A 21,533-nucleotide genomic window follows, 5' to 3' on the forward strand; every position below is an offset into this window, starting at 1 on the left:
AAACGAAACAGTGAAAGAGCGTTGTCGGTATTAATTCAGACCGTGATTAACGCCAAGCAGTTCGCCGTTATACTCGCCGCTCTGTTTTGGAGCCAGCATGATTTCTTTGCCGATTGATGAAGTTTTACCCGCACTGCGTGAAGCTCTGGCGACACGCCACGAAGCCGTGCTCGAAGCACCGCCCGGCGCCGGTAAAACCACCCGCGTGCCGTTGGCGTTGTTGAATGAGCCATGGCTGGCGGGGCAAACCATTCTGATGCTCGAACCGCGTCGCCTCGCTGCACGGGCTGCGGCCGAACGGCTGGCCAGTGAGTTGGGAGAAAAAGTCGGCGAAACCGTGGGCTATCGCATTCGCCTGGACAGCAAAGTGGGGCCGAACACTCGCATCGAGGTCGTTACCGAAGGGATTCTGACCCGACGTCTGCAAGACGACCCGGCGCTGGAAGGCGTCGGTTTGCTGATCTTCGACGAATTCCACGAGCGTAGTCTCGATGCTGATCTGGCGCTGGCCTTGAGTCTCAATGGCCGCGATTTGTTTCGTGACGATCAACCGCTGAAAATTCTCTTGATGTCGGCAACCCTGGAAGGCGAGCGCCTCGCGGGTCTGTTGGATGACGCGCCGATTTTGCGTAGCGAAGGACGCATGTACCCGGTAACGATGCGCTGGGGCCGGGCGTTTCAGCCGGGGGAATTCATCGAGCCGCGCCTGGTGCAGACCATCCTCGACGCGCTGCACGACGAACGCGGCAGCCTGCTGGTGTTTCTGCCGGGGCAAGCGGAAATCCGCCGCGTGCATCAACAATTGGCCGATGCGCTGGGCGAACGGACTGAAGTGTTGCTTTGCCCGCTGCATGGCGAACTGGATCTGGCCGCGCAACGCGCGGCCATCGAGCCGGCAGCGCCCGGCAAGCGCAAAGTAGTGTTGGCCACCAACATCGCCGAAACCAGCCTGACCATCGATGGTGTGCGGGTGGTGATCGATGCCGGGTTGGCGCGGGTGCCGCGTTTCGACCCGGGCAGCGGCATGACTCGCCTCGACACTCAGCGGATTTCCCGCGCCAGTGCCACTCAGCGTGCGGGGCGGGCGGGGCGTCTGGAGCCGGGCGTGTGTTATCGCCTGTGGTCGCAGGACCAGCACGAGCAATTGGCGGCCTACGCCCGTGCGGAAATGCTCTCGGCCGACCTCGCCGGCCTGGCTTTGCAGCTGGGGCGTTGGGGCGTTCTGCCTGGGCAACTGGTCTGGCTCGATGTGCCACCGGCGGCGGCTTATGCACAGGCTCAGGATTTGCTCGAACGTTTGGGCGCGCTGGAGGGCAAGACCGCTGAGGACTGGAAGCTGACCCGCCATGGTCAGGCGATGGCCGAGCTGCCGGCCCATCCACGTATCGCGCATTTGTTGTTGCGTGGGCAGGCGCTGGGACTGGCGGACATGGCCTGCGACGTCGCCGCATTGCTGGGCGAGCGGGACATTCTGCGCGGTGCCGGTGCGGATCTGCACAGCCGGTTGGTGCTGTTGTCCGGCGAAGAGCGAGCGGCTCGCGGCGCTCAAGGTGGCGTTCAGCGGGCCCGGCAACTGGCTCGGCAATACCGTGGTTACCTGCGGGGCAAAGCGCTGGAGCCGGTCAGCGATCCTGATCATCCGCGTTGGCTCGGTGCGCTGCTGGCCCTGGCCTACCCGGATCGCGTTGCGCAACAACGACGGGCCGGCGGGGCCGAGTATCGTTTGGCCAACGGTCGCGCCGCGCTGTTCGCCGAGGCCGATAGCCTGATGAAACAGCCTTGGTTGGTGATTGCCGATCTGGGCAGTCGTCAGGGGCAGCGCGAAGAACGGATTTATCTGGCGGCGGATTTTGATCCGGCGCTGTTCGACTCGGTACTGGCTGAGCAGGTGCGCAATGTCGATCAGCTCGACTGGGACGAGCGCGAAGGCGTGCTGCGGGCCGAGCGGCAGCGCAAGGTCGGCGAACTGATACTCAGCCGCGAGCCGCTGACCGGGCTGGATGAAGCGGCACGCAGCCAGGCACTGGTGAATCTGGTACGGCGCAAAGGCTTGGAGTTGCTGCCGTGGACGCCGGAGTTGCGCCAGTGGCAGGCGCGAGTGGCGTTGTTGCGCCAGCTGGATATGGAGGCGAAAGGGCAGAGCGAATGGCCGGATGTCAGCGATGCGGTGCTGCTGGCTAATCTGGAACACTGGTTGCGGCCCTATCTGAACAAGGTCTCGCGGCTTAGCCACTTTGCCAATCTGGAACTGGCCAGCATTGTCCATAATCTGCTGCCATGGCCATTGCCGCAGCGCCTGGATGAGCTGGCACCCCATCATCTGACAGTGCCGTCCGGGTCGTCGATTCGCCTGGACTACAGCGAGCAACCGCCGATTCTGGCGGTGCGTTTGCAGGAGTTGTTCGGCCTGGCCGAAACCCCGCGCATTGCCGGTGGCCGGCAAGTGGTCAAGCTGCACCTGCTATCACCGGCCCGCCGGCCGGTGCAGGTGACGCAGGATCTGGCGAACTTCTGGCGCAGTACTTACGCCGAGGTGAAGAAGGATCTGAAGGGGCGTTATCCGAAGCACTACTGGCCCGATGACCCGCTGGTGGCTGAGGCGACAGCGCGGATCAAGCCGCGTAAGTAGTCAGATAGACCGAATTCGCGGGCAAGTCGGATCGCCGCACCGCCGCTCCCACAGGATTTGCGCGGTCCTTGTGGGAGCGGGCTTGCCCGCGAAGCTTTTGATTTAATGCACCGCAGGCAACAGGATCCGCGCAATCACCGGCAGATGATCGGAGATCCGCAGCGTGTCGTCCAGCCTTACCCGGGCCTCAACCCGTTTGATTCGCGGGCTGTAAAACAGGTAGTCAAGGGTCCGGTCCGGGCCGCTGAGGGTCGGGTCATTGGGGTAGTGGGTCAGCCAGTGCGCGCGGTCGATGCCACTGGCTTCGTTGTTGGTGGGAATCATCGGGTACTTGTCCCAGAGCACATGCAGCGCGCTATCGGCGGAGTACGGGGTTCGCTGCTCCGGGGCGAGCCGTTGATACTGGCCCAACGGCAACAGGTTGAAATCGCCGCCGATCAACCACGGCGTACCGCGACTTTCGAATGTGTCGAGCACCTTGGCGGTCGCCGTCACTTGCCGTTGCAGCCTGTCGTCAGGCTGAGTCGTTCTGTCCAGATGGGTGTTGATTAGCGCTATTTGCCCACCGTCGCGAAAGGGCAGATAACTCACCAGCAGCGCGTTTTTCGGCTGGAATTGACGGCTGATGAGATTGGCGGGCGCCTGGGGTAATTGCAGGCGTTCGGCGTGCTCGATCCGGTAGCGGCTCAATGTCGCCAGTTGCCGGCCGACGCTACCGAAAATGTGCGGGTCAGGCACGAAGTCGGCTTTCCAGTCGAAGGCATGGGTGCTGCACGGATAGAGGTCGGTCAGACGCTCTTGCAGAAGCTTCAGCTGGTTTTGATAGCCGCTGGCCTTGGCCCCATCATCGAGCTCTTGCAACAGGACGATATCCGGTTGCTCATCGCGAATCACCCGTGCCACTTCATCGAGGCTGAAGGCCATGTCTTCGGCGGTGGGGCGTTCGTCGTCGCCGTTGGCCAGATCATTCCAGAACACATAGCGTTTGCCCGCCAGGTACTGGACGTTCCAGGTCATTACCTTCAGCGCCTGACCGGGCACCAGCGTCGGTGCCTGGACGCTGCAACTGACCGGCACCCGCTCTTTGGTTCCCGGGCGCCAGGTCAGGCTGTAGATCATGGCTGACAACAGGCCGACAATTATCAACAGGCCCAGCAGGGTGTAGCGCACTAGACGGGTCATCGGCTCGGCTTATGGCGTTGCAGGATTGAGCCCGAGCATACCCGAGAGCCGGCTTGGATCCCAAGACCAGCGCTACCTGACCCTTCGATTAATTTTTCTCGGGCGCTTCACTGATCAACATGAACAGGCGAAACAGCACCACGCTGGTAAAGAGTTGCAGAAAACTGTGGGCGCTTTCGATCAGCAATGACAGCGCAGGGTTCTGCGGCTCGGGGTACACCGCAAAACTCGCGCCCTTGAGAATCCACAGCGGTCCCATCACACACAGAATGCAGACCAGGATGCGCAGGAAGTGTCCACGGCTCAGGCGAAAGCTTTCCTTGATGGCCGCCAGCGGTTGCAGACCACGCAGGACCAGCAGGTACTCGGCAAAGGCCAGCGTCACCATCAGCCAGATACCCGGCAGGAAATACAGGGACAGACCCACCAGAATCAGCAGGGTATTAATCGCCGTCAGCAGTGCGAACTTGGGCCACAGGCTGACAGACATCGCCAGCAGATCACTGACTCGCGGCGATTCGCTACGGCTGCGAGCATCCAGAAAAAGAATCAGCGCAGCGGTGTACAGCGGATAAATCAACAGCCCGACGATCACGCTGTAACCGGGAAAAGCATCCGGGCCCTGTGAACTATCGACCAGTTGCTGAAGCAGGGCCTCGACCACCACCAATGGCAGGCAAAGCAGCACAATCTGGCGCAGATTGCGCTTGAAGAAGTACAAGGAGTCGCGGAGCACATCTAACGGATTCATGGGTCGGTATCGCAGGTCAAAAGCAGTCCGACACTTTAACCGATGCAGCTCCCGGGCGAGCAAACGTAAACGTTAGGTAAAGGCGATTGAATCGTCCCACAACAACCCCATTACTGGTGGGCGCCTTTTCACCAGGAAAGGTTTCAGGATTTTTATCGGCAATCTAACGAGGTCGCCATGAACAGCGAAGAACAAACCCTGATCGATGGACTGTTTTCACGGCTGCAGCAAGCCGAAACGGACTCAGCCCCGCGCGATACTTTGGCCGAGGCGCGGATCAAGGAGCACCTGGCTCGCCAGCCTGTGGCGGGGTACTTCATGACCCAGGCGATTCTGGTACAAGAGGCGGCGATCAAGAGCCTCGACGAACAGAACAAACAACTCGCTCAGCACAACCAGCAACTGCAAGCCGAACTGCAGCAAGCCAAGGTCCAGGCGACACCGGCACCGAGCAGCGGTGGCGGCGGTTTCCTGTCGAGCATCTTCGGTGGTGGTTCCCGTGACTCGCAAGCGGCTTCGGCCCCCAGTGCCCCAGCCTCGACCGGCGGCTGGCGTGAGCCGGCGCGGTCTTCGTTCAATACCCAACCGGGCGTGGCGCCCCAACAAAATTTTGGAACTGCGCAGCAGAATTACGCGGCGCCACAGCAACAGGCTCCAGCAGGCGGCAGCTTTCTCGGCGGTGCTTTGAAAACCGCGGCCGGCGTGGCCGGTGGTGTGATGTTGGCGCAAGGCATCAGCAGCCTGTTCCACAGTAGTCAGCAACCGCAGGAAGTGGTCGAAGTCATCAAGGAAGAGCCGGCACAAGTCAGTGACAGCGGCAACGATTTGGCTGATAACGATCAGCGTACGGTCAGTAACGATTCCTACGGCGATGACCAAGGCGGGCTTACCGACGCCGACTACAGCGATGACAGCTCATCCTTCTTCGGCGACGACGATTCCTTCATCTGATGCACCATTCGTCCGGAGCGCCATGGCGCTTCGGACCGATTGTTCGCGGAAATTTCCTTCTGGCTGGCATACTGGGCGACTTTTCGGGTCTTGCGCCTGATCAATTGCCTGCGCGCGTCTGCGCCATGAGGATTTGCGGTGAAAAAAATCGCTGTGTTCGCCGATGTCCAGAACCTCTACTACACCGTGCGTCAGGCTTATGGCTGTCACTTCAACTATGCCGCCCTGTGGGCTGACATCAGCCAGCGCGGGCAGATCGTCGAGGCCTACGCCTACGCCATCGATCGCGGTGACAGCAAGCAGCAGCAATTCCAGCAGATCCTGCGCAACCTCGGCTTCATCGTAAAACTCAAACCCTACATCCAGCGCAGCGACGGCTCGGCCAAGGGCGATTGGGACGTGGGTATCACCATCGATATCATGGACGCCGCCGCGAACGTCGACGAAGTGGTGCTGGCCTCCGGCGACGGTGATTTCGACCTGCTGCTCGAACGCATCATCAACAAACACGGGGTTGAAGCAGTCGCCTACGGCGTGCCGGGGCTGACCGCCAACTCGTTGATACGCGCCGCCAGCCGCTACGTGCCGATCGAAGGCGCGTTGCTGCTTAAAAACTGAAACTTTTTTGACGGAATGGGAACAGGTTTGGAACGGATAGCGGTCATCGACTTTGAAACCACCGGGATCTCCCCGAGCAGCAGCTGCCGGGCCACGGAAATTGCCGTGGTGATCCTTGAACAGGGGCGCATCGTCGAGCGTTACCAGAGCCTGATGAACGCCGGTGTGCGCGTCCCGGCCTTCATCGAGGGCCTGACCGGTATCAGCAACGCCATGCTGCGCACCGCGCCGTCTGCCGAACAGGTGATGAACGAAGTCAACGAATTCGTCGGCATCACACCGCTGTTGGCCCACAACGCCGCGTTCGACCAGAAATTCTGGGACTACGAAATGGGGCGAATCAAACGTACACGGTTGCAGAACTTCGCCTGCTCCCTGTTACTCGCCCGCCGCCTGATGCCGGCCGCGCCGAACCACAAACTCGGCACCCTCACCACTTTCGCCAAACTGCCCCACACCGGCCAGGCTCACCGGGCCATGGCCGACGCCGAAATGGCCGCCAACCTCACCGCGTACCTGGCCCAGGAACTGCGCCAGCGCCATGGTCTGCGGGAGTTGTCCCATGATCTGTTGTGCAGCTTGCAGAAAGTGCCGGCGGCGAAGATCAATGAGCATCTCAAGCGCCATCGTGGATTCTGACGTTCAGCATTGAGCCTGCTGGCCTCTTCGCGGGCAAGCCCGCTCCCACATTGTCAGAGGCGAACCGCACCTTTGCGATCGGCTTAGAACCTGTGGGAGCGGGCTTGCCCGCGAAGACGGTAGAGCAGTCGCTACATGCCTCGGTCAGGTCAACACTCACCCACCATTCCTGCCATTCCCCTCCAACTGCCCCAACGGCACACGCTTTTCTATGGCGCTGGAAAGCACGATCGAGGTCTTGCTGAACCCGAACTGGGCGATGCGGTTGATCAACTCCTCCAGCTCCGGCATTGAGCCGACGGCGGCTTGCATGATGACGCAGGGGTCGCCGGTGACCCGGTGGCATTCGGTCAGTTGCGGGATTTTGATCAGTTCGTCGTAGGTTTTCTGGCTGCCGTGCTGGTTCAGGCGCAGTTCGATGACGCACTGGATCGGCAGGCCGACCTTGGTCATATCGACCTTGGCCTGGTAGCCGGTAATCACCCCGCTGGTTTCCAGTTTGGCCACGCGCTCGGCCACAGCCGGGGCCGACAGGTTGACCTTGCGCGCCAGTTCCGCATACGAGGCCCGGCCGTTTTCCAGCAGGGCACTGAGGAGCATGCGGTCGTATTTATCCATGATCAGGCTCCTGAAATACTCGACTTTCGAAAACATGGTTTATAGCCATAATCTCCATGCTTTGAAAAGTGTACGGGCGCTATAAACAGGTTTTGTAACTTAAATTCCGCCCTGGAGCTTTCTAAAATAGCGCTTTGTTTATCCTGCCATCGAGTGTGTTCCATGTCTGCCATCGAGCTCTCCGTGCCTGGCCCACGCCGTTTTCCGTTGCAGCTGATCGGTGCCTTTTTTGCGTTGTATGTGATTTGGGGTTCCACCTATCTGGTCATTCGAATCGGTGTGCAATATTGGCCTCCGCTGATGCTCGGCGGGATTCGTTTCATCATCGCTGGAGCCTTGATGTACGGCTTTCTGCGCTGGCGCGGGGTGCCTGCGCCGACCTGGCCGCAATGGCGGGCGGCGGGGATGATCGGGATCTTGCTGCTGAGTTGCGGGAACGGCGCGGTGACGGTGGCGGAGCACATCGGCGTGGCTTCCGGGGTCGCGGCGCTGGCGGTGGCGACGGTGCCGCTGTTCACTTTGCTCTGCGGTTATTTCTGGGGAGCGCGCAATACTCGTCTGGAGTGGGCCGGGATCGTGCTCGGGCTGATCGGCATCGCCATGCTCAACCTTGGCTCCAACTTGCAGTCGAGCCCTTTGGGCGCGGTGTTGCTGATATTCGCGGCGGCGACCTGGGCGTTCGGGTCGGTCTGGAGCAAGCACTTGTCGTTGCCTCAGGGGGCGATGGCCAGCGCAGCGGAAATGCTGGTGGGCGGCGTGGTGCTGTTGATCGCCAGCGCGCTCAATGGCGAACATCTGGACAGCTTGCCGCCGGTAGAGGGTTGGGTCGCCTTGGCTTATTTGATCGGCTTTGGCTCGATCATCGCTTTCAACGCCTATATGTACCTGCTGAATAATGTCCGCCCGGCGGCCGCGACCAGCTATGCCTACGTCAATCCGGCGGTGGCGGTGCTGCTGGGGATTGTCTTTGCCGGCGAAAGCATCGGGATCGAAGAGGCTCTGGCGATGGCGGTGATCATCAGCGCTGTGGTGTTGATCAGCTTGCCGCAGTGGCGCAGGCAGAATCCGGCTTGATTTAGGGTAAACTGCGGCGCATTGCACACCTGCGCTGACATTTCCCTACGGTACCCCCATGACTTTCGCCACTCTTGGCCTGATCGAACCCTTGCTGCGCGCCCTTGAGACGCTCGGTTACCAGACCCCGACGCCGGTGCAGACGCAAGCCATCCCTGCGGTGCTGGCCGGTCGCGACCTGATGGCTGCGGCCCAGACCGGCACCGGCAAGACCGCCGGCTTCGCCGTGCCGTTGCTGCAGTTGCTGGCCATGGAAGGGCCGAAGGTCACCAGTAACTCGGTGCGCGCACTGATTCTGGTGCCGACCCGCGAATTGGCCGAGCAGGTTCACGAAAGCGTTCGCCAATACGCCGAACACCTGCCACTGAGCACTTACGCGGTGTACGGCGGCGTCAGCATCAATCCGCAGATGATGAAGCTGCGCAAGGGCGTTGACCTGTTGGTCGCCACACCGGGCCGCTTGCTTGACCTGTTTCGGCAGAACGCGCTCAAGTTCAACCAACTGCAAACCCTGGTCCTCGACGAAGCTGACCGTATGCTCGACCTCGGTTTTTCCGAAGAGCTGGGGAACATTTACCGGGTCCTGCCGAAAAAACGTCAGACGCTGTTGTTCTCCGCGACCTTCTCCGACGCGATCCGCCTGCTGGCCGGGCAAATGCTCAATGATCCGCTGAGCATCGAAGTCAGCCCGCGCAACGTCGCGGCCAACACCGTCAAGCAATGGGTAGTGACGGTGGACAAGAAGCGCAAGCCGGAGCTGTTCAGCCATTTGATGCGCAAAAATCGCTGGAAGCAGGTGCTGGTGTTCGCCAAGACCCGTAACGGTGTCGATCAATTGGTGGAAAAACTTCAGGGTCTGGGGGTGAATGCCGACGGTATCCATGGCGACAAACCTCAAGCGACCCGTCAGCGTGCGCTGGACCGGTTCAAGGCCAGCGAAATTCAGATTCTGGTGGCGACCGACGTCGCGGCCCGTGGTCTGGATATCGAAGACTTGCCGTTGGTGGTGAACTTCGACTTGCCGATCGTGGCTGAGGACTACATCCACCGTATCGGTCGTACCGGTCGTGCGGGCGCTACCGGCGAAGCGATTTCGCTGGTCTGTGCCGATGAGGTGAATCTGCTGTCGGCCATCGAGACCTTGACCCGTCAGACACTGACCCGTCATGAAGAGCAGGATTTCGAGCCCGAGCACCGTGTGCCGGATACCGATGCCAGTGGTCAGGTGATCAAGAAGCCGAAAAAGCCGAAGAAACCAAAAGTATCGGGTGGCGGCAAGCGCAACCTGGGCAAGTGGGTGGACAGCGGCGAAGTGACGGCTGACGTGCCGGCGATCAAGCCTGTGCGCAAGGTGCCGGTGTTTAACACCGGGCCGCGTAAGCGTAAGCCTTGAGCTCGACAGCATTGATTCGTCGTGGGGCCTGAGATTGCATCGGGTCGAGAGTTGTATTGACTGTCATGCCGTCTTCGCGGGCAAGCCCGCTCCCACAGGGAATATGCGGTCCTTGTGGGAGCGGGCTTGCCCGCGAAGGGGGCACCCCCGGTATTAAGCCTTTCGCTTCAACCACTCCACCATCCCCAACCCCGCCGCTCGGCCACTGGCAAAGCACGCGGTGAGCAGATAGCCGCCAGTTGGCGCTTCCCAGTCGAGCATCTCGCCAGCGCAAAACACCCCGGGCAGTTGTTTGAGCATCAGGTTTTCATTCATCGCTTCGAACGGCACGCCGCCAGCGCTGCTGATGGCTTCGTCCAGTGGACGGGTTTTCACCAGGGTCAGGGGCAAGGCCTTTATCGCTTTGGCCAGCAGTGACGGATCTGCAAAACACTCAGTCGGGGTCAGTTCGCGCAGCAAGGCGGCTTTCACGCCGTCGATGCCGAGCTGGCTGTGCAGGTGTTTGGCCATCGAGCGTGAACCGCGAGGTTTGGCCAGCGCAGCCTGAATCTTGTCCAGGGTTTTGCCCGGCAGCAGGTCGAGGTGGATCGTCGCCGAGCCGCTTTGATTGATGGTGTCGCGGATCGGCGCAGACAGCGCGTAAATCAGGCTGCCTTCGATCCCGGTCGCGGTGATGACGCATTCGCCCAGTCGCGGGGCATCGTCATTCAGGCCGATGGCGATGTTTTTCAGCGGCGCTCCGGCGAACTTGCCGATCAACAGATCGCTCCAGGCCGTCACTTCGAAACCGCAGTTGCTCGGTTGCAGGGGCGCCAGTGAGATTCCGCGCTGTTCCAGTGGCAGCATCCAGGCGCCATCCGAGCCCAGACGTGACCAACTGCCGCCGCCAAGCGCCAGCAGCAGCGCATCGGTTTGCAGGGCTTTTTCGCCTTCCGGGCTGTCGACTCGCAGGCTGGCGTCGGTGTTCCAGCCGAGCCAGCGATGGCGGGTGTGGATAACTACGCCAGCGTCGCGCAGGCGTTTCAGCCAGGCGCGCAGTAGGGGCGCGGCTTTCATGTCGGTAGGAAACACCCGGCCGGAGCTGCCGACAAAGGTTTCGATCCCCAATCCATGAATCCATTCACACAGCGCCTCGGCGCCGAACTCGCGCAGCAGCGGGGCGATGTGTGGCGCCCGTTCGGCATAGCGCGAGAGAAACGCCGGCCTGGCTTCGGAATGGGTGATGTTCATGCCGCCAACACCGGCCAGCAGGAATTTGCGCCCTACCGACGGCATGCCGTCGTATAGCTCGACCTTGATCCCGGCCTGGCTCAGGACCTCGGCCGCCATCAAACCGGCGGGGCCGCCGCCGATAATGGTGACGTGGTGGGGAAGGGGCGGGCTGGATTGAGTCATGGCGAGCTGCGGATTCGGCGAAATAAGTGCGGCATTCTACCAGCACAATCGAAGTGCACCCGTCTGCTTCTGCTGTGACGCAGAGCGTCAGGGGATGCATTCCCACGCGGGAGCGTGGGAACGATCAACCTTCGTTTACGGCCGAATTTCGATCATCGTGCCGTCCGGGACCAGCTGCCAGACTTCGCGCATGTCGATGTTGCGCATGGCGATACAGCCGTCGGTCCAGTCCAGGGTATGGAAAAGCTGCTCCGGATAATCCAGGGTATCCGGGGTGCCGTGGATCATGATCATGCCGCCGGGCGCTACCCCTTCACGCATCGAGCGCACGGAGTCGGCGACGTTCGGGTAGGAGATGTGCATGGCCAAGTTGAAGCGGTCACTGATCTTGCGCCAGTCCACCCAATAAATACCTTCCGGCGTGCGTTTGTCGCCCTCCATGAGCTTCGCGCCTCTGGGTTGCTTGCCCAGGGAGATGCGATAGGTCCTGAGCGGCATGCCGCCGTTGAGCAATTGCAGTTGGTGGGCGGATTTGAGCACCAGTACTTTTTCGATGACTTTGCCGTTCAGGGTAACCACCGTGGAGGCGGTGCCCTGGGAGACAGTAACGAACGATAGACAGAAGAGGGCGAGCAACCAGCGCATTGAAACGATATCCCTGTGAGTACGGCGTACTTTCTATTGTTCAAGTGTAATCGCAGGTTGCGCGAGTGGTGGAATCGATTCGGACCGGACCGGGAAAACCTGTGTCTGCCGGTCAGCGAAGAAACATTCTAAAGTACGCCCGACTGTGCGGAAAGCCAGCTCGGACCAGGGAATGTCGGCTTCTTCGAAAAGCCGGACTTCCAGGCTCTCCTCGCCGGCGGAAAAATCGAGGTCCTCCAGCTCCGCGCGAAAGAACACATGCACCTGGCTGATGTGTGGCACATCGATCAAGGTGTAGATGCTCAGGTTGCGTACCCGCGCGCGGGCCTCCTCTGCCGTTTCGCGAACAGCCGCCTGCTCCACGGTTTCGCCGTTCTCCATGAAGCCTGCCGGCAAGGTCCAGTACCCGCGTCGTGGTTCGATGGCGCGGCGGCAGAGCAGCACCTGAGTGCCCCAGGTCGGCAAGCAACCGGCGACGATATTCGGGTTCTGATAATGAATAGTCTGGCAGTGGTCACAGACAAAACGCAGGCGACAATCGCCTTCGGGAATGCGCTGGGTGACCGGCTGGCCGCAGTTGCTGCAGAATTTCATGCTGGGTTTCCCTGAATGCTGCGCCTATCTTGGCGTGGGAGGCCCGTTGTCGGCAAGTTGTCGTTAAAGCGACATGCCGTGGATCGGGGGTTGGGCAGGGGATTTCTTTGGTGCATGATGCAAGGTAGCCAACAGATCGAGATGACTCATGCTGGACGAGCTACTTCATCGCGTAAGCAACCATACCCCGCGTACGCTGGAGACCGACCGACGTTTCCCCGAAGCCGCAGTGCTGGTGCCAATCACCCGTAGTGACGAGCCGGAGCTGGTCCTGACCCTGCGCGCCAGCGGGCTCTCGACTCACGGCGGTGAAGTGGCTTTCCCCGGTGGACGGCGTGACCCGGAAGACCCCGACCTGATCTTCACCGCACTGCGCGAAGCCGAAGAGGAAATCGGTCTGCCGCCGGGGCTGGTGGAAGTGATCGGCCCGCTGAGTCCGCTGATCTCCCTGCACGGTATCAAGGTCACCCCTTACGTCGGGGTGATTCCGGATTTTGTCGAGTACCGCGCCAACGATGCCGAGATTGCCGCAGTGTTCAGCGTGCCGCTGGAGTTCTTCCGCGAGGACCCGCGCGAACACACCCACCGCATCGACTATCAGGGCCGCAGTTGGTATGTGCCCAGCTATCGTTACGGCGAGTACAAGATTTGGGGACTGACGGCGATTATGATCGTCGAGTTGATCAACCTGCTCTATGACGCGAAAATCAGCCTGCACCACCCGCCCAAAAGCTTTATCAATATTTGAAGCCATCGCTCGGCTGCCTGCCTGGAGATTACTCGATGAAATACCGCCTGGGCGACGCCCGAGTCGACACCCATCCGCAGAGCTGGGTCGCCCCCAACGCCACGCTGGTGGGCAAGGTCAAACTGGAAGAAGGCGCCAACGTCTGGTTCAACGCGGTATTGCGCGGTGACAACGAGCTGATTCTGATTGGCAAGAACAGCAACGTGCAGGATGGCACCGTCATGCATACCGACATGGGCTACCCGCTGACCATCGGCACCGGCGTGACCATCGGCCATAACGCCATGCTGCACGGCTGCACCGTTGGCGATTACAGCCTGATCGGCATCAATGCGGTGATCCTCAACGGGGCGAAAATCGGCAAGAACTGCATCATCGGCGCCAATTCGCTGATTGGCGAAGGCAAGGAAATTCCCGATGGTTCGCTGGTGATGGGCTCGCCGGGCAAGGTGGTACGCGAGTTGACCGAGCCACAGAAAAAAATGCTCGAAGCGAGCGCCGCGCACTATGTGCACAACTCCCAGCGTTACGCCCGGGATCTGGCCGAGCAAGAGCCATGAGCACGACCGAACGACCAGTCGCCTCGCCCTGCGTGAACATTTGCGCACTCGATGAGGACGACATCTGCACCGGCTGCCAACGCACCGTCGATGAAATTACCCGCTGGAGCCGGATGGACAACACCGAGCGCCGCGAGGTGTTGGGGTTGTGTCATGAAAGGGCGAAGTCGAGTGGGTTGGTGTGGATGATTGGGGCCAAGCCGAACCATTGAACTGAGCTTTTTTGCGAGTGCTTCGCACTCGATCGCGAGCAGGCTCGCTCCCACATTAGATCGCGGTCTCAAAGGAGAATGCGGTCAAGTGTGGGAGCGAGCCTGCTCGCGATGACGGCCTCAAAGTCGACATCGCTTTCCTGGTCCACTCCGCCAACCCGCCCGGTTCATGTAAAATGCCGCGCTTTCTCCCCATGGGAAGCCCGCTCAGCGCGCGACCCTCGATGATCCGCTCCTTTGAGGACCTGAGATGACCCGTATCGGAACTCCATTGTCGCCCACCGCGACCCGCGTTTTGCTGTGTGGCTGCGGTGAGCTGGGCAAGGAAGTGGTAATCGAGCTGCAACGCCTGGGCGTTGAGGTGATTGCCGTGGATCGCTACGCCAATGCACCGGCCATGCAAGTGGCCCACCGCAGCCATGTGATCAACATGCTCGACGGCGCCGCGCTGCGTGCAGTGATCGAAGCTGAGAAGCCGCACTTCATCGTGCCGGAAATCGAAGCCATCGCTACCGCTACGCTGGTGGAGCTGGAGTCCGAAGGCTTCACCGTGATTCCGACCGCTCGCGCCGCTGCGCTGACCATGAACCGCGAAGGTATCCGTCGTCTGGCCGCTGAAGAGCTGGACCTGCCGACCTCGCCGTATCACTTCGCCGACACCGTCGAAGACTACCGCAAGGCAGTCGAAGACCTCGGCTTCCCGTGCGTGGTCAAGCCGGTGATGAGTTCGTCGGGCAAAGGCCAAAGCCTGCTGCGTAGCGTCGATGACGTGCAGAAAGCCTGGGATTACGCGCAGGAAGGCGGCCGTGCCGGCAAAGGCCGGGTGATCATCGAAGGCTTTATCGACTTCGATTACGAAATCACTCTGCTGACTGTACGGCATATCGGTGGCACCACCTTCTGCGCGCCAGTCGGCCATCGTCAGGAGAAGGGCGATTACCAGGAGTCCTGGCAGCCGCAGGCCATGAGCCCGGTGGCGTTGGCGGAATCCGAGCGTGTCGCCAAAGCGGTGACCGAGGCGCTGGGTGGTCGTGGTCTGTTCGGAGTCGAGCTGTTCATCAAGGGTGATCAGGTCTGGTTCAGCGAAGTCTCGCCGCGCCCGCATGACACCGGTCTGGTGACCCTGATTTCTCAGGACTTGTCGCAGTTTGCCCTGCATGCGCGGGCGATTCTCGGCTTGCCGATTCCGTTGATCCGTCAGTTCGGCCCGTCGGCCTCGGCGGTGATTCTGGTGGAAGGGCAGTCGACCCAGACCGCATTCGCCAATCTGGGCGCCGCATTGAGCGAGCCGGATACTGCACTGCGTTTGTTCGGCAAACCAGAAGTGAATGGCCAGCGCCGCATGGGTGTTGCCCTGGCGCGTGACGAGTCGATCGAAGCTGCTCGCGCCAAAGCGACCCGTGCTTCCCAGGCAGTTGTAGTAGAGCTGTAACCGAGTCGCAGCCATCGCGAGCAGGCTCGCTCCCACAGTGGATTTCTGTCGTACACAAAATCTGTGTCCACTGAAGATCTAATGTGGGAGCGACGGTGCGGCGTTCCGGCAAGCCCCCTCGCCACAGGGGTTTGCGCCAAAACCACAAGCGGTGTTTATAAAACTACTGGTGCCGAGCTGGTGTGCCAGATCAGCACGCGGCTTACCCGGTTGTCCTCGGTTTCGAGGATTTCCAGGCGGTAGCGGCCGATCTTCAGGCAGACGGCGCTTTCAGGAATGGTTTCCAGTGCTTCGGTGACCAGTCCGTTGAGGGTTTTCGGACCGTCGCTGGGCAGGTGCCAGCCCAGGCTCTTGTTCAGCTCGCGGATCGATGCCGCGCCGTCGATCAGCAGTCGGCCGTCGGCCTGAGGATGGATGTGCGGATTATCGAGGCTTTGCTCGCTTTCGAACTCGCCGACGATTTCTTCGAGAATGTCTTCCAGGGTGACGATACCGAGCACTTCGCCGTATTCATCAACCACCATGCCCAGGCGTCGCTGTTGTTTGTGGAAGTTCAGCAATTGCAGCTGCAGCGGGGTGCTTTCCGGAACGAAATAAGGTTCGTGGCAGGCCGCCAGCAAGGCCTCCTTGGTCAGGCTCGCGTCGGGCAGCAAATGCTGGATCTGGCGGGTATTGAGCACTGCCTCGACCTGGTTGATGTCGCTGTAGAACACCGGCAGCCGGGTGCGCTTGGAGATTCGCAGCTGTTCGATGATCTCCTCGACCGGATCGTCCAGATTGATCCCGTCGACTTCGCTGCGCGGTACCAGGATGTCGTTGACCGTGATGTTGTCCAGCGCATGAATGCCTTGCAGCAGGTGCGGACGGCAGGCGGGGTGTTCGTGGTCAGGTTCGTCGTCCTGAGCGGGCGGGAGATCCTCGTCACTCTGTTTGACGGCGCCGGGCCTTCTGCCGAACGGGCGCAGCAACAGCAGGGAAATACGGTTGAGTAGCCAGGCGGCGGGATAGAGGATCTTCAGCGGCACGCCAAGCAGGGTATTACCGAAACCAACGATAGCTTCGGGGTAGCGTGTGGCGAGGATTCGCGGCAGGTAATCGGCGAACACCAGCAGCGCGCAGGTGGTGCTGAGGAAGGCCAGTAACGGCCCGTTTTCCTGCCAGTAATCCAGGGCCAGCAGCGTCCCGATGATGACCGCCAGCACCCGGCTCAGGGTGTTGCACAGAATCAGGCTTTCACGGGGAAAGCTCAGTCTGGCGAGCGGCTTGTCGCCCGAGCGCGAAGCCTGGCGCTGAGTGAGCAGCTGCTGTTGAGCGATTTCAATGGCGGTAAACAGCCCCGACCATAAAATCAGCAGGACCAATACCGCGAGCATCGGCCCTGTGGGCAAGTTGTCCATGTTCACTGCCCGTCAGATATGCAGGATGTATTCGCGGACCAGCTTGCTGCCGAAGTACGCCAGCATCAGCAGGCAGAAACCGGCAAGGGTCCAGCGAATGGCCTTGTGCCCGCGCCAGCCGAGGCGGTTGCGGCCCCATAGCAGCACGCTGAAGACGATCCAGGCGAGACACGCCAGCAGGGTCTTGTGCACCAGGTGTTGGGCGAACAGATTTTCGACGAACAAACAGCCGGAGATCAGCGACAGCGACAACAGCGTCCAGCCGGCCCAGAGGAAGCCGAACAGCAGGCTTTCCATGGTTTGCAGCGGCGGGAAGTTCTTGATCAGCCCGGACGGATGCTTGTGCTTGAGCTGGTGATCCTGAAGCAGCAACAGCAAAGCCTGGAACACCGCAATAGTGAACATGCCGTAGGCCAGGATCGATAGCAGAATGTGCGCGAGAATCCCCGGTTCTTCATCGATCACCTGCACAGTGCCTGATGGTGCGAACTGCGCCATTAGCACCGTGGCCAGCCCTAGCGGGAAGAGCAACAACAGAAGGTTCTCCACCGGGATCCGCGAGCAGGCCAGCAGGGTCAGAGCGATGACCGCTACGGCAATCAAACTGGCGGCGCTGAAGAAGTCCAGGCCCAGTCCGGCCGGGGTCATCAGGTGAGTGAAGAGGCTGGCGCTGTGGGTCAGTACGGCGAAGATGCCGAGCGTAACCAGCAGGCGCTTGTTCGCCTTGGCGCCCTTGGCCAGAAGAGTGCCTTGATAGAGAGTCGCAGCGGCATATAAGCAGGCGGCGGCGAGGGTGGTTAGCAAGCTGGGTGACAAGGGGAGCATAAATCCTGTTAAGCAAGCCCGGAAGGCGCTGAGTTTGGCATAGAACCCTCATGACACGAAAGACCACAGAACCAGACGGCGAGGTGTGCGCCAGCCTCAGTCTTCGCTATAATCCGCCACCTGCCCACGCCGCAGGCTCGCGAAGCGACACTTTTTTTAACCAAGTCATCACGGGCCGGGCTGCAATTACCTCGGTCTACATAGGGCCTGAAAGGATCGCGCATGTTTGAAAACCTGACTGACCGTCTCTCGCAGACGCTGCGCCATGTCACCGGCAAGGCCAAGCTGACCGAGGACAACATCAAAGACACCCTGCGCGAAGTGCGCATGGCGTTGCTCGAAGCTGACGTCGCCTTGCCGGTGGTCAAAGACTTCGTCCATGCGGTCAAGGAGCGCGCTGTCGGCACCGAGGTGTCGCGCAGCCTGACGCCAGGCCAGGCCTTTGTGAAGATCGTTCAGGCCGAACTCGAAAGCCTGATGGGCGCGGCCAACGAAGACCTGAATCTGAGCGCTGTACCGCCGGCCGTGGTGCTGATGGCCGGCCTGCAAGGTGCGGGTAAAACCACTACCGCCGGTAAACTTGCGCGCTTCCTTAAAGAGCGCAAGAAGAAAAGCGTCATGGTGGTGTCGGCGGACGTTTACCGTCCGGCGGCGATCAAACAGCTGGAAATGCTCGCCGGTGAAGTCGGCGTAACCTTCTTCCCGTCCGATCTCAGCCAGAAGCCTGTGGCGATTGCTGAAGCGGCAATCAAGGAAGCCAGGCTCAAATTCATCGACGTGGTCATCGTCGATACCGCCGGTCGTCTGCACATCGACGAAGAGATGATGGGCGAGATCAAAGCCCTGCACGCGGCGATCAACCCGGTCGAAACGCTGTTCGTGGTCGACGCCATGACTGGCCAGGACGCCGCCAACACCGCCAAGGCCTTTGGCGACGCGCTGCCGCTGACCGGTGTGATCCTGACCAAGGTCGACGGTGATGCTCGTGGTGGTGCCGCGCTGTCGGTACGTGCGATTACCGGCAAACCGATCAAGTTTATCGGGATGGGCGAGAAGAGCGACGCGCTCGAGCCGTTCCACCCTGAGCGGATCGCTTCGCGTATCCTCGGCATGGGCGACGTGCTCAGCCTGATCGAGCAGGCCGAACAGACCCTCGATAAAGACAAAGCCGACAAACTGGCGAAAAAGCTCAAGAAAGGCAAAGGCTTCGATCTCGAAGACTTCCGCGATCAGCTGCAACAGATGAAAAACATGGGCGGTCTCGGCGGCCTCATGGACAAACTGCCGAACATGGGTGGTATGAACCTGGCGCAGATGGGCAATGCCCAGGGCGCGGCAGAGAAGCAGTTCAAGCAGATGGAAGCCATCATCAACTCCATGACCCCGGCCGAGCGCCGCGACCCTGACATCATCAGCGGTTCGCGCAAACGTCGGATCTCTCTGGGTTCCGGCACTCAGGTGCAGGACATCGGTCGCTTGATCAAGCAGCACAAGCAGATGCAGAAGATGATGAAAAAATTCTCTGCCAAAGGCGGAATGGCGAAAATGATGCGCGGCATGGGCGGAATGTTGCCCGGCGGCGGTATGCCGAGGATCTAAAAAATTCGCGTCGGCAGTCATGTCGGCGCCTCCCACACGGACGTGGGATCTCCAGCAAACCCGCGCTTGGCGGGAGCTGACCTGCCGTCGTTCGCGACGGCTCTATAGCAAATCTTGATGGCATGCCGATAGGCGCCGGAAAAAGACATTTGCAAAAGTCCGGATATTCCTTAGAATATGCGGCCTTTCGGGCACCTATGCCCGCTGTGCATTTAGATTTGCAGCACCGACTACAGGAACGATGTTCACATGCTAACAATCCGTCTTGCCCTTGGCGGCTCCAAAAAGCGCCCGTTTTACCACTTGACCGTGACCGACAGCCGCAACCCACGCGACGGTTCGCACAAAGAACAAGTTGGTTTCTTCAACCCGATCGCTCGTGGTCAAGAAGTCCGCCTGTCCGTGAACCAAGAGCGCGTAGCCTACTGGCTGAGCGTTGGTGCACAACCTTCTGAGCGTGTTGCTCAGTTGTTGAAGGACGCTGCTAAGGCTGCGGCCTGAGCAATATGAACGCGACGCCTGCCATTGCTGATGATTTGATCGTTATCGGCAAGATTTATTCCATCCATGGCGTTCGCGGCGAAGTGAAGGTCTTTTCCTTTACTGATCCGATTGGAAACCTGTTGGACTACAAAGCCTGGACGCTCAAGCGCGAAGGTGTTGTGCAACAGGTAGAGCTGGTCAGCGGCCGTGTACATAACGGCAAGTTTCTGGTCACAAAGCTCAAGGGTCTCGATGACCGTGAAGAAGCTCGTCTTCTGGCCGGTTTTGAAATCTGCGTGCCGCGTAACCTGTTTCCTGATCTGACCGACGGCGAGTACTACTGGTACCAGCTGGAAGGCCTCAAGGTCATTGACCAACTCGGGCAATTGCTCGGGAAGATCGATCACCTGCTGGAGACCGGCTCGAATGATGTAATGGTGGTCAAGCCTTGCGCTGGCAGCCTGGATGATCGCGAACGCCTGTTGCCCTATACCGAGCAATGCGTGTTGGCCGTCGACCTGGCAGCAGGCGAGATGAAGGTGGAATGGGATGCGGACTTCTAAACGTGGCTAACCTGCGCGTAGAAGTGATCAGTTTGTTTCCCGAGATGTTTTCCGCCATCAGCGAGTACGGCATCACCAGTCGTGCGGTGAAACAGGGGCTCTTGCAGCTCACCTGTTGGAATCCGCGAGACTACACGACGGATCGACATCACACTGTGGATGATCGCCCATTTGGCGGTGGTCCGGGCATGGTGATGAAGATCAAGCCCCTGGAAGATGCGCTGGTTCAGGCCAGGCAGGCAGCCGGGGAGGCGGCGAAGGTAATTTACCTGTCGCCCCAAGGCCGACGACTGACTCAGTCGGCGGTACGCGAGTTGGCGAATGAGGAAGCATTAATCCTGATTGCCGGCCGCTATGAAGGCATTGACGAGCGATTTATTGAAGCTCATGTCGATGAAGAGTGGTCGATTGGCGACTATGTACTTTCCGGTGGCGAGCTGCCGGCGATGGTCCTGATAGATGCGGTTACACGACTGCTGCCTGGAGCTTTAGGGCATGCAGACTCCGCCGAGGAAGATTCCTTTACGGATGGTTTGCTGGATTGCCCGCATTACACCCGACCGGAGGTGTATGTGGATCAGCGTGTTCCCGACGTGTTGCTAAGTGGCAACCACGCACACATCCGGCGTTGGCGTTTACAGCAGTCCCTTGGGCGGACCTATGAACGACGCGCCGATCTTCTGGAAAGCCGCTCGCTTTCTGGAGAAGAGAAGAAGCTGCTCGAGGAATACATCCGCGAGCGGGACGATAGTTAACAACGTATCGATGGTAAATCCGACGATTTACCTTAGGAGCACAGCATGACTAACAAAATCATCCTTGCACTCGAAGCAGAGCAGATGACCAAAGAGATCCCTACCTTTGCCCCGGGCGACACCGTTGTCGTTCAGGTGAAAGTGAAGGAAGGCGACCGTTCGCGTCTGCAAGCGTTCGAAGGTGTTGTTATCGCCAAGCGTAACCGCGGCGTAAACAGTGCTTTCACCGTTCGTAAAATCTCCAACGGTGTTGGCGTAGAGCGTACTTTCCAGACCTACAGCCCGCAAATCGACAGCATGGCCGTTAAACGTCGCGGTGACGTACGTAAAGCCAAGCTGTACTACCTGCGTGACCTGTCCGGTAAAGCAGCTCGCATCAAGGAAAAACTGGTTTAAGTCCAGCTTCTCCGATGCAAAAAAAAAGCAGCCTGCGGGCTGCTTTTTTGTTGCCTGTGATTTAAAGACTGGTG

The 21,533-nt window shown here is 60.1% G+C and carries 23 protein-coding genes; 15 read left to right on the forward strand and 8 right to left on the reverse strand.

What is annotated here, in order from left to right; genetic code table 11:
- The first annotated feature begins 97 nt into the window (after positions 1-97).
- Positions 98-2,629 (forward strand): ATP-dependent helicase HrpB, encoded by a 2,532-nt coding sequence (gene hrpB / locus AC3I0A_RS05085; protein WP_489376525.1) that lies wholly within the window; start codon positions 98-100, stop codon positions 2,627-2,629.
- Positions 2,630-2,731: 102 nt separating this feature from the next.
- Here the strand turns inward: hrpB and AC3I0A_RS05090 are convergent, their stop codons facing one another.
- On the reverse strand, positions 2,732-3,811 hold the full coding sequence (locus AC3I0A_RS05090; protein WP_489376526.1) for an endonuclease/exonuclease/phosphatase family protein: 1,080 nt from the start codon (positions 3,809-3,811) through the stop codon (positions 2,732-2,734).
- Positions 3,812-3,899: 88 nt separating this feature from the next.
- On the reverse strand, positions 3,900-4,562 hold the full coding sequence (locus AC3I0A_RS05095) for a hypothetical protein (protein WP_489376527.1): 663 nt from the start codon (positions 4,560-4,562) through the stop codon (positions 3,900-3,902).
- Positions 4,563-4,739: 177 nt separating this feature from the next.
- Between AC3I0A_RS05095 and AC3I0A_RS05100 the strand changes: the two genes are divergently transcribed.
- From AC3I0A_RS05100 to AC3I0A_RS05110, 3 genes are all read left to right on the forward strand, one after another.
- A complete protein-coding gene (locus AC3I0A_RS05100) occupies positions 4,740-5,513 on the forward strand; it encodes a DUF2076 domain-containing protein (protein ID WP_489376528.1) in 774 nt (257 codons plus the stop codon).
- A 138-nt stretch (positions 5,514-5,651) separates the two neighbouring features.
- Positions 5,652-6,131, forward strand: a complete 480-nt coding sequence (locus tag AC3I0A_RS05105; protein ID WP_489376529.1) for a LabA-like NYN domain-containing protein — start codon at positions 5,652-5,654, stop codon at positions 6,129-6,131.
- A gap of 27 nt (positions 6,132-6,158) precedes the next feature.
- A complete protein-coding gene (locus AC3I0A_RS05110) occupies positions 6,159-6,770 on the forward strand; it encodes a 3'-5' exonuclease (RefSeq protein WP_489376530.1) in 612 nt (203 codons plus the stop codon).
- Between the two features lie 156 nt (positions 6,771-6,926).
- Here the strand turns inward: AC3I0A_RS05110 and AC3I0A_RS05115 are convergent, their stop codons facing one another.
- Positions 6,927-7,388 carry an Lrp/AsnC family transcriptional regulator gene (locus tag AC3I0A_RS05115; protein WP_489376531.1) on the reverse strand — a complete coding sequence of 154 codons (462 nt, stop codon included), beginning with the start codon at positions 7,386-7,388 and terminating at the stop codon, positions 6,927-6,929.
- 183 nt (positions 7,389-7,571) lie between these two features.
- On the opposite strand from AC3I0A_RS05115, the gene yedA reads away from it, so the two are divergent.
- Together yedA and rhlE1 are read left to right on the forward strand one after the other, a co-directional pair.
- Positions 7,572-8,462 (forward strand): drug/metabolite exporter YedA, encoded by an 891-nt coding sequence (gene yedA, locus AC3I0A_RS05120; RefSeq protein WP_489378419.1) that lies wholly within the window; start codon positions 7,572-7,574, stop codon positions 8,460-8,462.
- Between the two features lie 58 nt (positions 8,463-8,520).
- Positions 8,521-9,855, forward strand: a complete 1,335-nt coding sequence (gene rhlE1 / locus AC3I0A_RS05125; RefSeq protein ID WP_489376532.1) for an RNA helicase RhlE1 — start codon at positions 8,521-8,523, stop codon at positions 9,853-9,855.
- A 153-nt stretch (positions 9,856-10,008) separates the two neighbouring features.
- On the opposite strand, the gene AC3I0A_RS05130 is transcribed toward rhlE1, so the two are convergent.
- The 3 genes from AC3I0A_RS05130 to AC3I0A_RS05140 form a co-directional block, all read right to left on the reverse strand.
- The gene (locus AC3I0A_RS05130) at positions 10,009-11,250 is read right to left on the reverse strand and encodes a TIGR03862 family flavoprotein (protein WP_489376533.1); all 1,242 of its coding nucleotides are present in this window, start codon (positions 11,248-11,250) and stop codon (positions 10,009-10,011) included.
- Positions 11,251-11,385: 135 nt separating this feature from the next.
- On the reverse strand, positions 11,386-11,895 hold the full coding sequence (locus AC3I0A_RS05135) for a L,D-transpeptidase family protein (protein ID WP_489376534.1): 510 nt from the start codon (positions 11,893-11,895) through the stop codon (positions 11,386-11,388).
- A gap of 33 nt (positions 11,896-11,928) precedes the next feature.
- Positions 11,929-12,489, reverse strand: a complete 561-nt coding sequence (locus tag AC3I0A_RS05140) for an NUDIX hydrolase (RefSeq protein WP_489376535.1) — start codon at positions 12,487-12,489, stop codon at positions 11,929-11,931.
- Positions 12,490-12,637: 148 nt separating this feature from the next.
- On the opposite strand from AC3I0A_RS05140, the gene AC3I0A_RS05145 reads away from it, so the two are divergent.
- From AC3I0A_RS05145 to purT, 4 genes are all read left to right on the forward strand, one after another.
- Positions 12,638-13,237 carry a CoA pyrophosphatase gene (locus AC3I0A_RS05145; RefSeq protein WP_489068328.1) on the forward strand — a complete coding sequence of 200 codons (600 nt, stop codon included), beginning with the start codon at positions 12,638-12,640 and terminating at the stop codon, positions 13,235-13,237.
- 35 nt (positions 13,238-13,272) lie between these two features.
- Positions 13,273-13,797 (forward strand): gamma carbonic anhydrase family protein, encoded by a 525-nt coding sequence (locus AC3I0A_RS05150; protein WP_489376536.1) that lies wholly within the window; start codon positions 13,273-13,275, stop codon positions 13,795-13,797.
- A complete protein-coding gene (locus tag AC3I0A_RS05155) occupies positions 13,794-14,009 on the forward strand; it encodes a DUF1289 domain-containing protein (protein ID WP_489376537.1) in 216 nt (71 codons plus the stop codon). The genes AC3I0A_RS05150 and AC3I0A_RS05155 overlap by 4 nt, the downstream gene beginning before the upstream one ends.
- Positions 14,010-14,259: 250 nt before the next feature.
- A complete protein-coding gene (gene purT / locus AC3I0A_RS05160) occupies positions 14,260-15,441 on the forward strand; it encodes a formate-dependent phosphoribosylglycinamide formyltransferase (RefSeq protein ID WP_489376538.1) in 1,182 nt (393 codons plus the stop codon).
- Positions 15,442-15,596: 155 nt separating this feature from the next.
- Here purT and AC3I0A_RS05165 read toward each other — a convergent pair whose 3' ends face one another.
- Together AC3I0A_RS05165 and AC3I0A_RS05170 are read right to left on the reverse strand one after the other, a co-directional pair.
- Positions 15,597-16,838 carry a CNNM domain-containing protein gene (locus AC3I0A_RS05165; protein ID WP_489376539.1) on the reverse strand — a complete coding sequence of 414 codons (1,242 nt, stop codon included), beginning with the start codon at positions 16,836-16,838 and terminating at the stop codon, positions 15,597-15,599.
- A 12-nt stretch (positions 16,839-16,850) separates the two neighbouring features.
- Positions 16,851-17,663, reverse strand: coding sequence for a cytochrome C assembly family protein (locus AC3I0A_RS05170; protein ID WP_489376540.1), 813 nt, complete (start codon positions 17,661-17,663; stop codon positions 16,851-16,853).
- Between the two features lie 222 nt (positions 17,664-17,885).
- Between AC3I0A_RS05170 and ffh the strand changes: the two genes are divergently transcribed.
- The 5 genes from ffh to rplS all read left to right on the forward strand — a co-directional run bounded on the left by ffh (position 17,886) and on the right by rplS (position 21,459).
- Positions 17,886-19,262 (forward strand): signal recognition particle protein, encoded by a 1,377-nt coding sequence (gene ffh, locus AC3I0A_RS05175; protein ID WP_489376541.1) that lies wholly within the window; start codon positions 17,886-17,888, stop codon positions 19,260-19,262.
- A 249-nt stretch (positions 19,263-19,511) separates the two neighbouring features.
- Positions 19,512-19,763, forward strand: coding sequence for a 30S ribosomal protein S16 (gene rpsP, locus AC3I0A_RS05180; protein WP_262114813.1), 252 nt, complete (start codon positions 19,512-19,514; stop codon positions 19,761-19,763).
- A 5-nt stretch (positions 19,764-19,768) separates the two neighbouring features.
- On the forward strand, positions 19,769-20,308 hold the full coding sequence (gene rimM / locus AC3I0A_RS05185) for a ribosome maturation factor RimM (protein WP_489376542.1): 540 nt from the start codon (positions 19,769-19,771) through the stop codon (positions 20,306-20,308).
- Entirely contained in the window at positions 20,290-21,063 is a 774-nt protein-coding gene (gene trmD, locus AC3I0A_RS05190) for a tRNA (guanosine(37)-N1)-methyltransferase TrmD (RefSeq protein WP_489376543.1), read from the forward strand. Before rimM ends, trmD begins: the two co-directional genes overlap by 19 nt.
- A 45-nt stretch (positions 21,064-21,108) precedes the next feature.
- Complete coding sequence (rplS, locus tag AC3I0A_RS05195; protein ID WP_419116253.1) at positions 21,109-21,459, forward strand: 50S ribosomal protein L19; 351 nt, start codon at positions 21,109-21,111, stop codon at positions 21,457-21,459.
- Positions 21,460-21,533 lie beyond the last annotated feature (74 nt).

This window comes from Pseudomonas sp. KH_024_B2, from assembly GCF_057839965.1.

What these genes read in the sequence shown, in the direction of transcription:
- AC3I0A_RS05135 (WP_489376534.1), bottom strand. Translation starts at nt 11,895, where the DNA reads ATGCGCTGGTTGCTCGCCCTCTTCTGTCTATCGTTCGTTACTGTCTCC.
- trmD (WP_489376543.1), top strand. Translation starts at nt 20,290, where the DNA reads ATGGGATGCGGACTTCTAAACGTGGCTAACCTGCGCGTAGAAGTGATC.
- rpsP (WP_262114813.1), top strand. Translation starts at nt 19,512, where the DNA reads ATGCTAACAATCCGTCTTGCCCTTGGCGGCTCCAAAAAGCGCCCGTTT.
- AC3I0A_RS05155 (WP_489376537.1), top strand. Translation starts at nt 13,794, where the DNA reads ATGAGCACGACCGAACGACCAGTCGCCTCGCCCTGCGTGAACATTTGC.
- AC3I0A_RS05140 (WP_489376535.1), bottom strand. Translation starts at nt 12,489, where the DNA reads ATGAAATTCTGCAGCAACTGCGGCCAGCCGGTCACCCAGCGCATTCCC.
- AC3I0A_RS05150 (WP_489376536.1), top strand. Translation starts at nt 13,273, where the DNA reads ATGAAATACCGCCTGGGCGACGCCCGAGTCGACACCCATCCGCAGAGC.
- AC3I0A_RS05165 (WP_489376539.1), bottom strand. Translation starts at nt 16,838, where the DNA reads ATGGACAACTTGCCCACAGGGCCGATGCTCGCGGTATTGGTCCTGCTG.
- ffh (WP_489376541.1), top strand. Translation starts at nt 17,886, where the DNA reads ATGTTTGAAAACCTGACTGACCGTCTCTCGCAGACGCTGCGCCATGTC.
- purT (WP_489376538.1), top strand. Translation starts at nt 14,260, where the DNA reads ATGACCCGTATCGGAACTCCATTGTCGCCCACCGCGACCCGCGTTTTG.
- rimM (WP_489376542.1), top strand. Translation starts at nt 19,769, where the DNA reads ATGAACGCGACGCCTGCCATTGCTGATGATTTGATCGTTATCGGCAAG.
- rhlE1 (WP_489376532.1), top strand. Translation starts at nt 8,521, where the DNA reads ATGACTTTCGCCACTCTTGGCCTGATCGAACCCTTGCTGCGCGCCCTT.
- AC3I0A_RS05115 (WP_489376531.1), bottom strand. Translation starts at nt 7,388, where the DNA reads ATGGATAAATACGACCGCATGCTCCTCAGTGCCCTGCTGGAAAACGGC.
- AC3I0A_RS05100 (WP_489376528.1), top strand. Translation starts at nt 4,740, where the DNA reads ATGAACAGCGAAGAACAAACCCTGATCGATGGACTGTTTTCACGGCTG.
- AC3I0A_RS05145 (WP_489068328.1), top strand. Translation starts at nt 12,638, where the DNA reads ATGCTGGACGAGCTACTTCATCGCGTAAGCAACCATACCCCGCGTACG.
- rplS (WP_419116253.1), top strand. Translation starts at nt 21,109, where the DNA reads ATGACTAACAAAATCATCCTTGCACTCGAAGCAGAGCAGATGACCAAA.
- AC3I0A_RS05130 (WP_489376533.1), bottom strand. Translation starts at nt 11,250, where the DNA reads ATGACTCAATCCAGCCCGCCCCTTCCCCACCACGTCACCATTATCGGC.
- AC3I0A_RS05095 (WP_489376527.1), bottom strand. Translation starts at nt 4,562, where the DNA reads ATGAATCCGTTAGATGTGCTCCGCGACTCCTTGTACTTCTTCAAGCGC.
- AC3I0A_RS05090 (WP_489376526.1), bottom strand. Translation starts at nt 3,811, where the DNA reads ATGACCCGTCTAGTGCGCTACACCCTGCTGGGCCTGTTGATAATTGTC.
- AC3I0A_RS05170 (WP_489376540.1), bottom strand. Translation starts at nt 17,663, where the DNA reads ATGCTCCCCTTGTCACCCAGCTTGCTAACCACCCTCGCCGCCGCCTGC.
- hrpB (WP_489376525.1), top strand. Translation starts at nt 98, where the DNA reads ATGATTTCTTTGCCGATTGATGAAGTTTTACCCGCACTGCGTGAAGCT.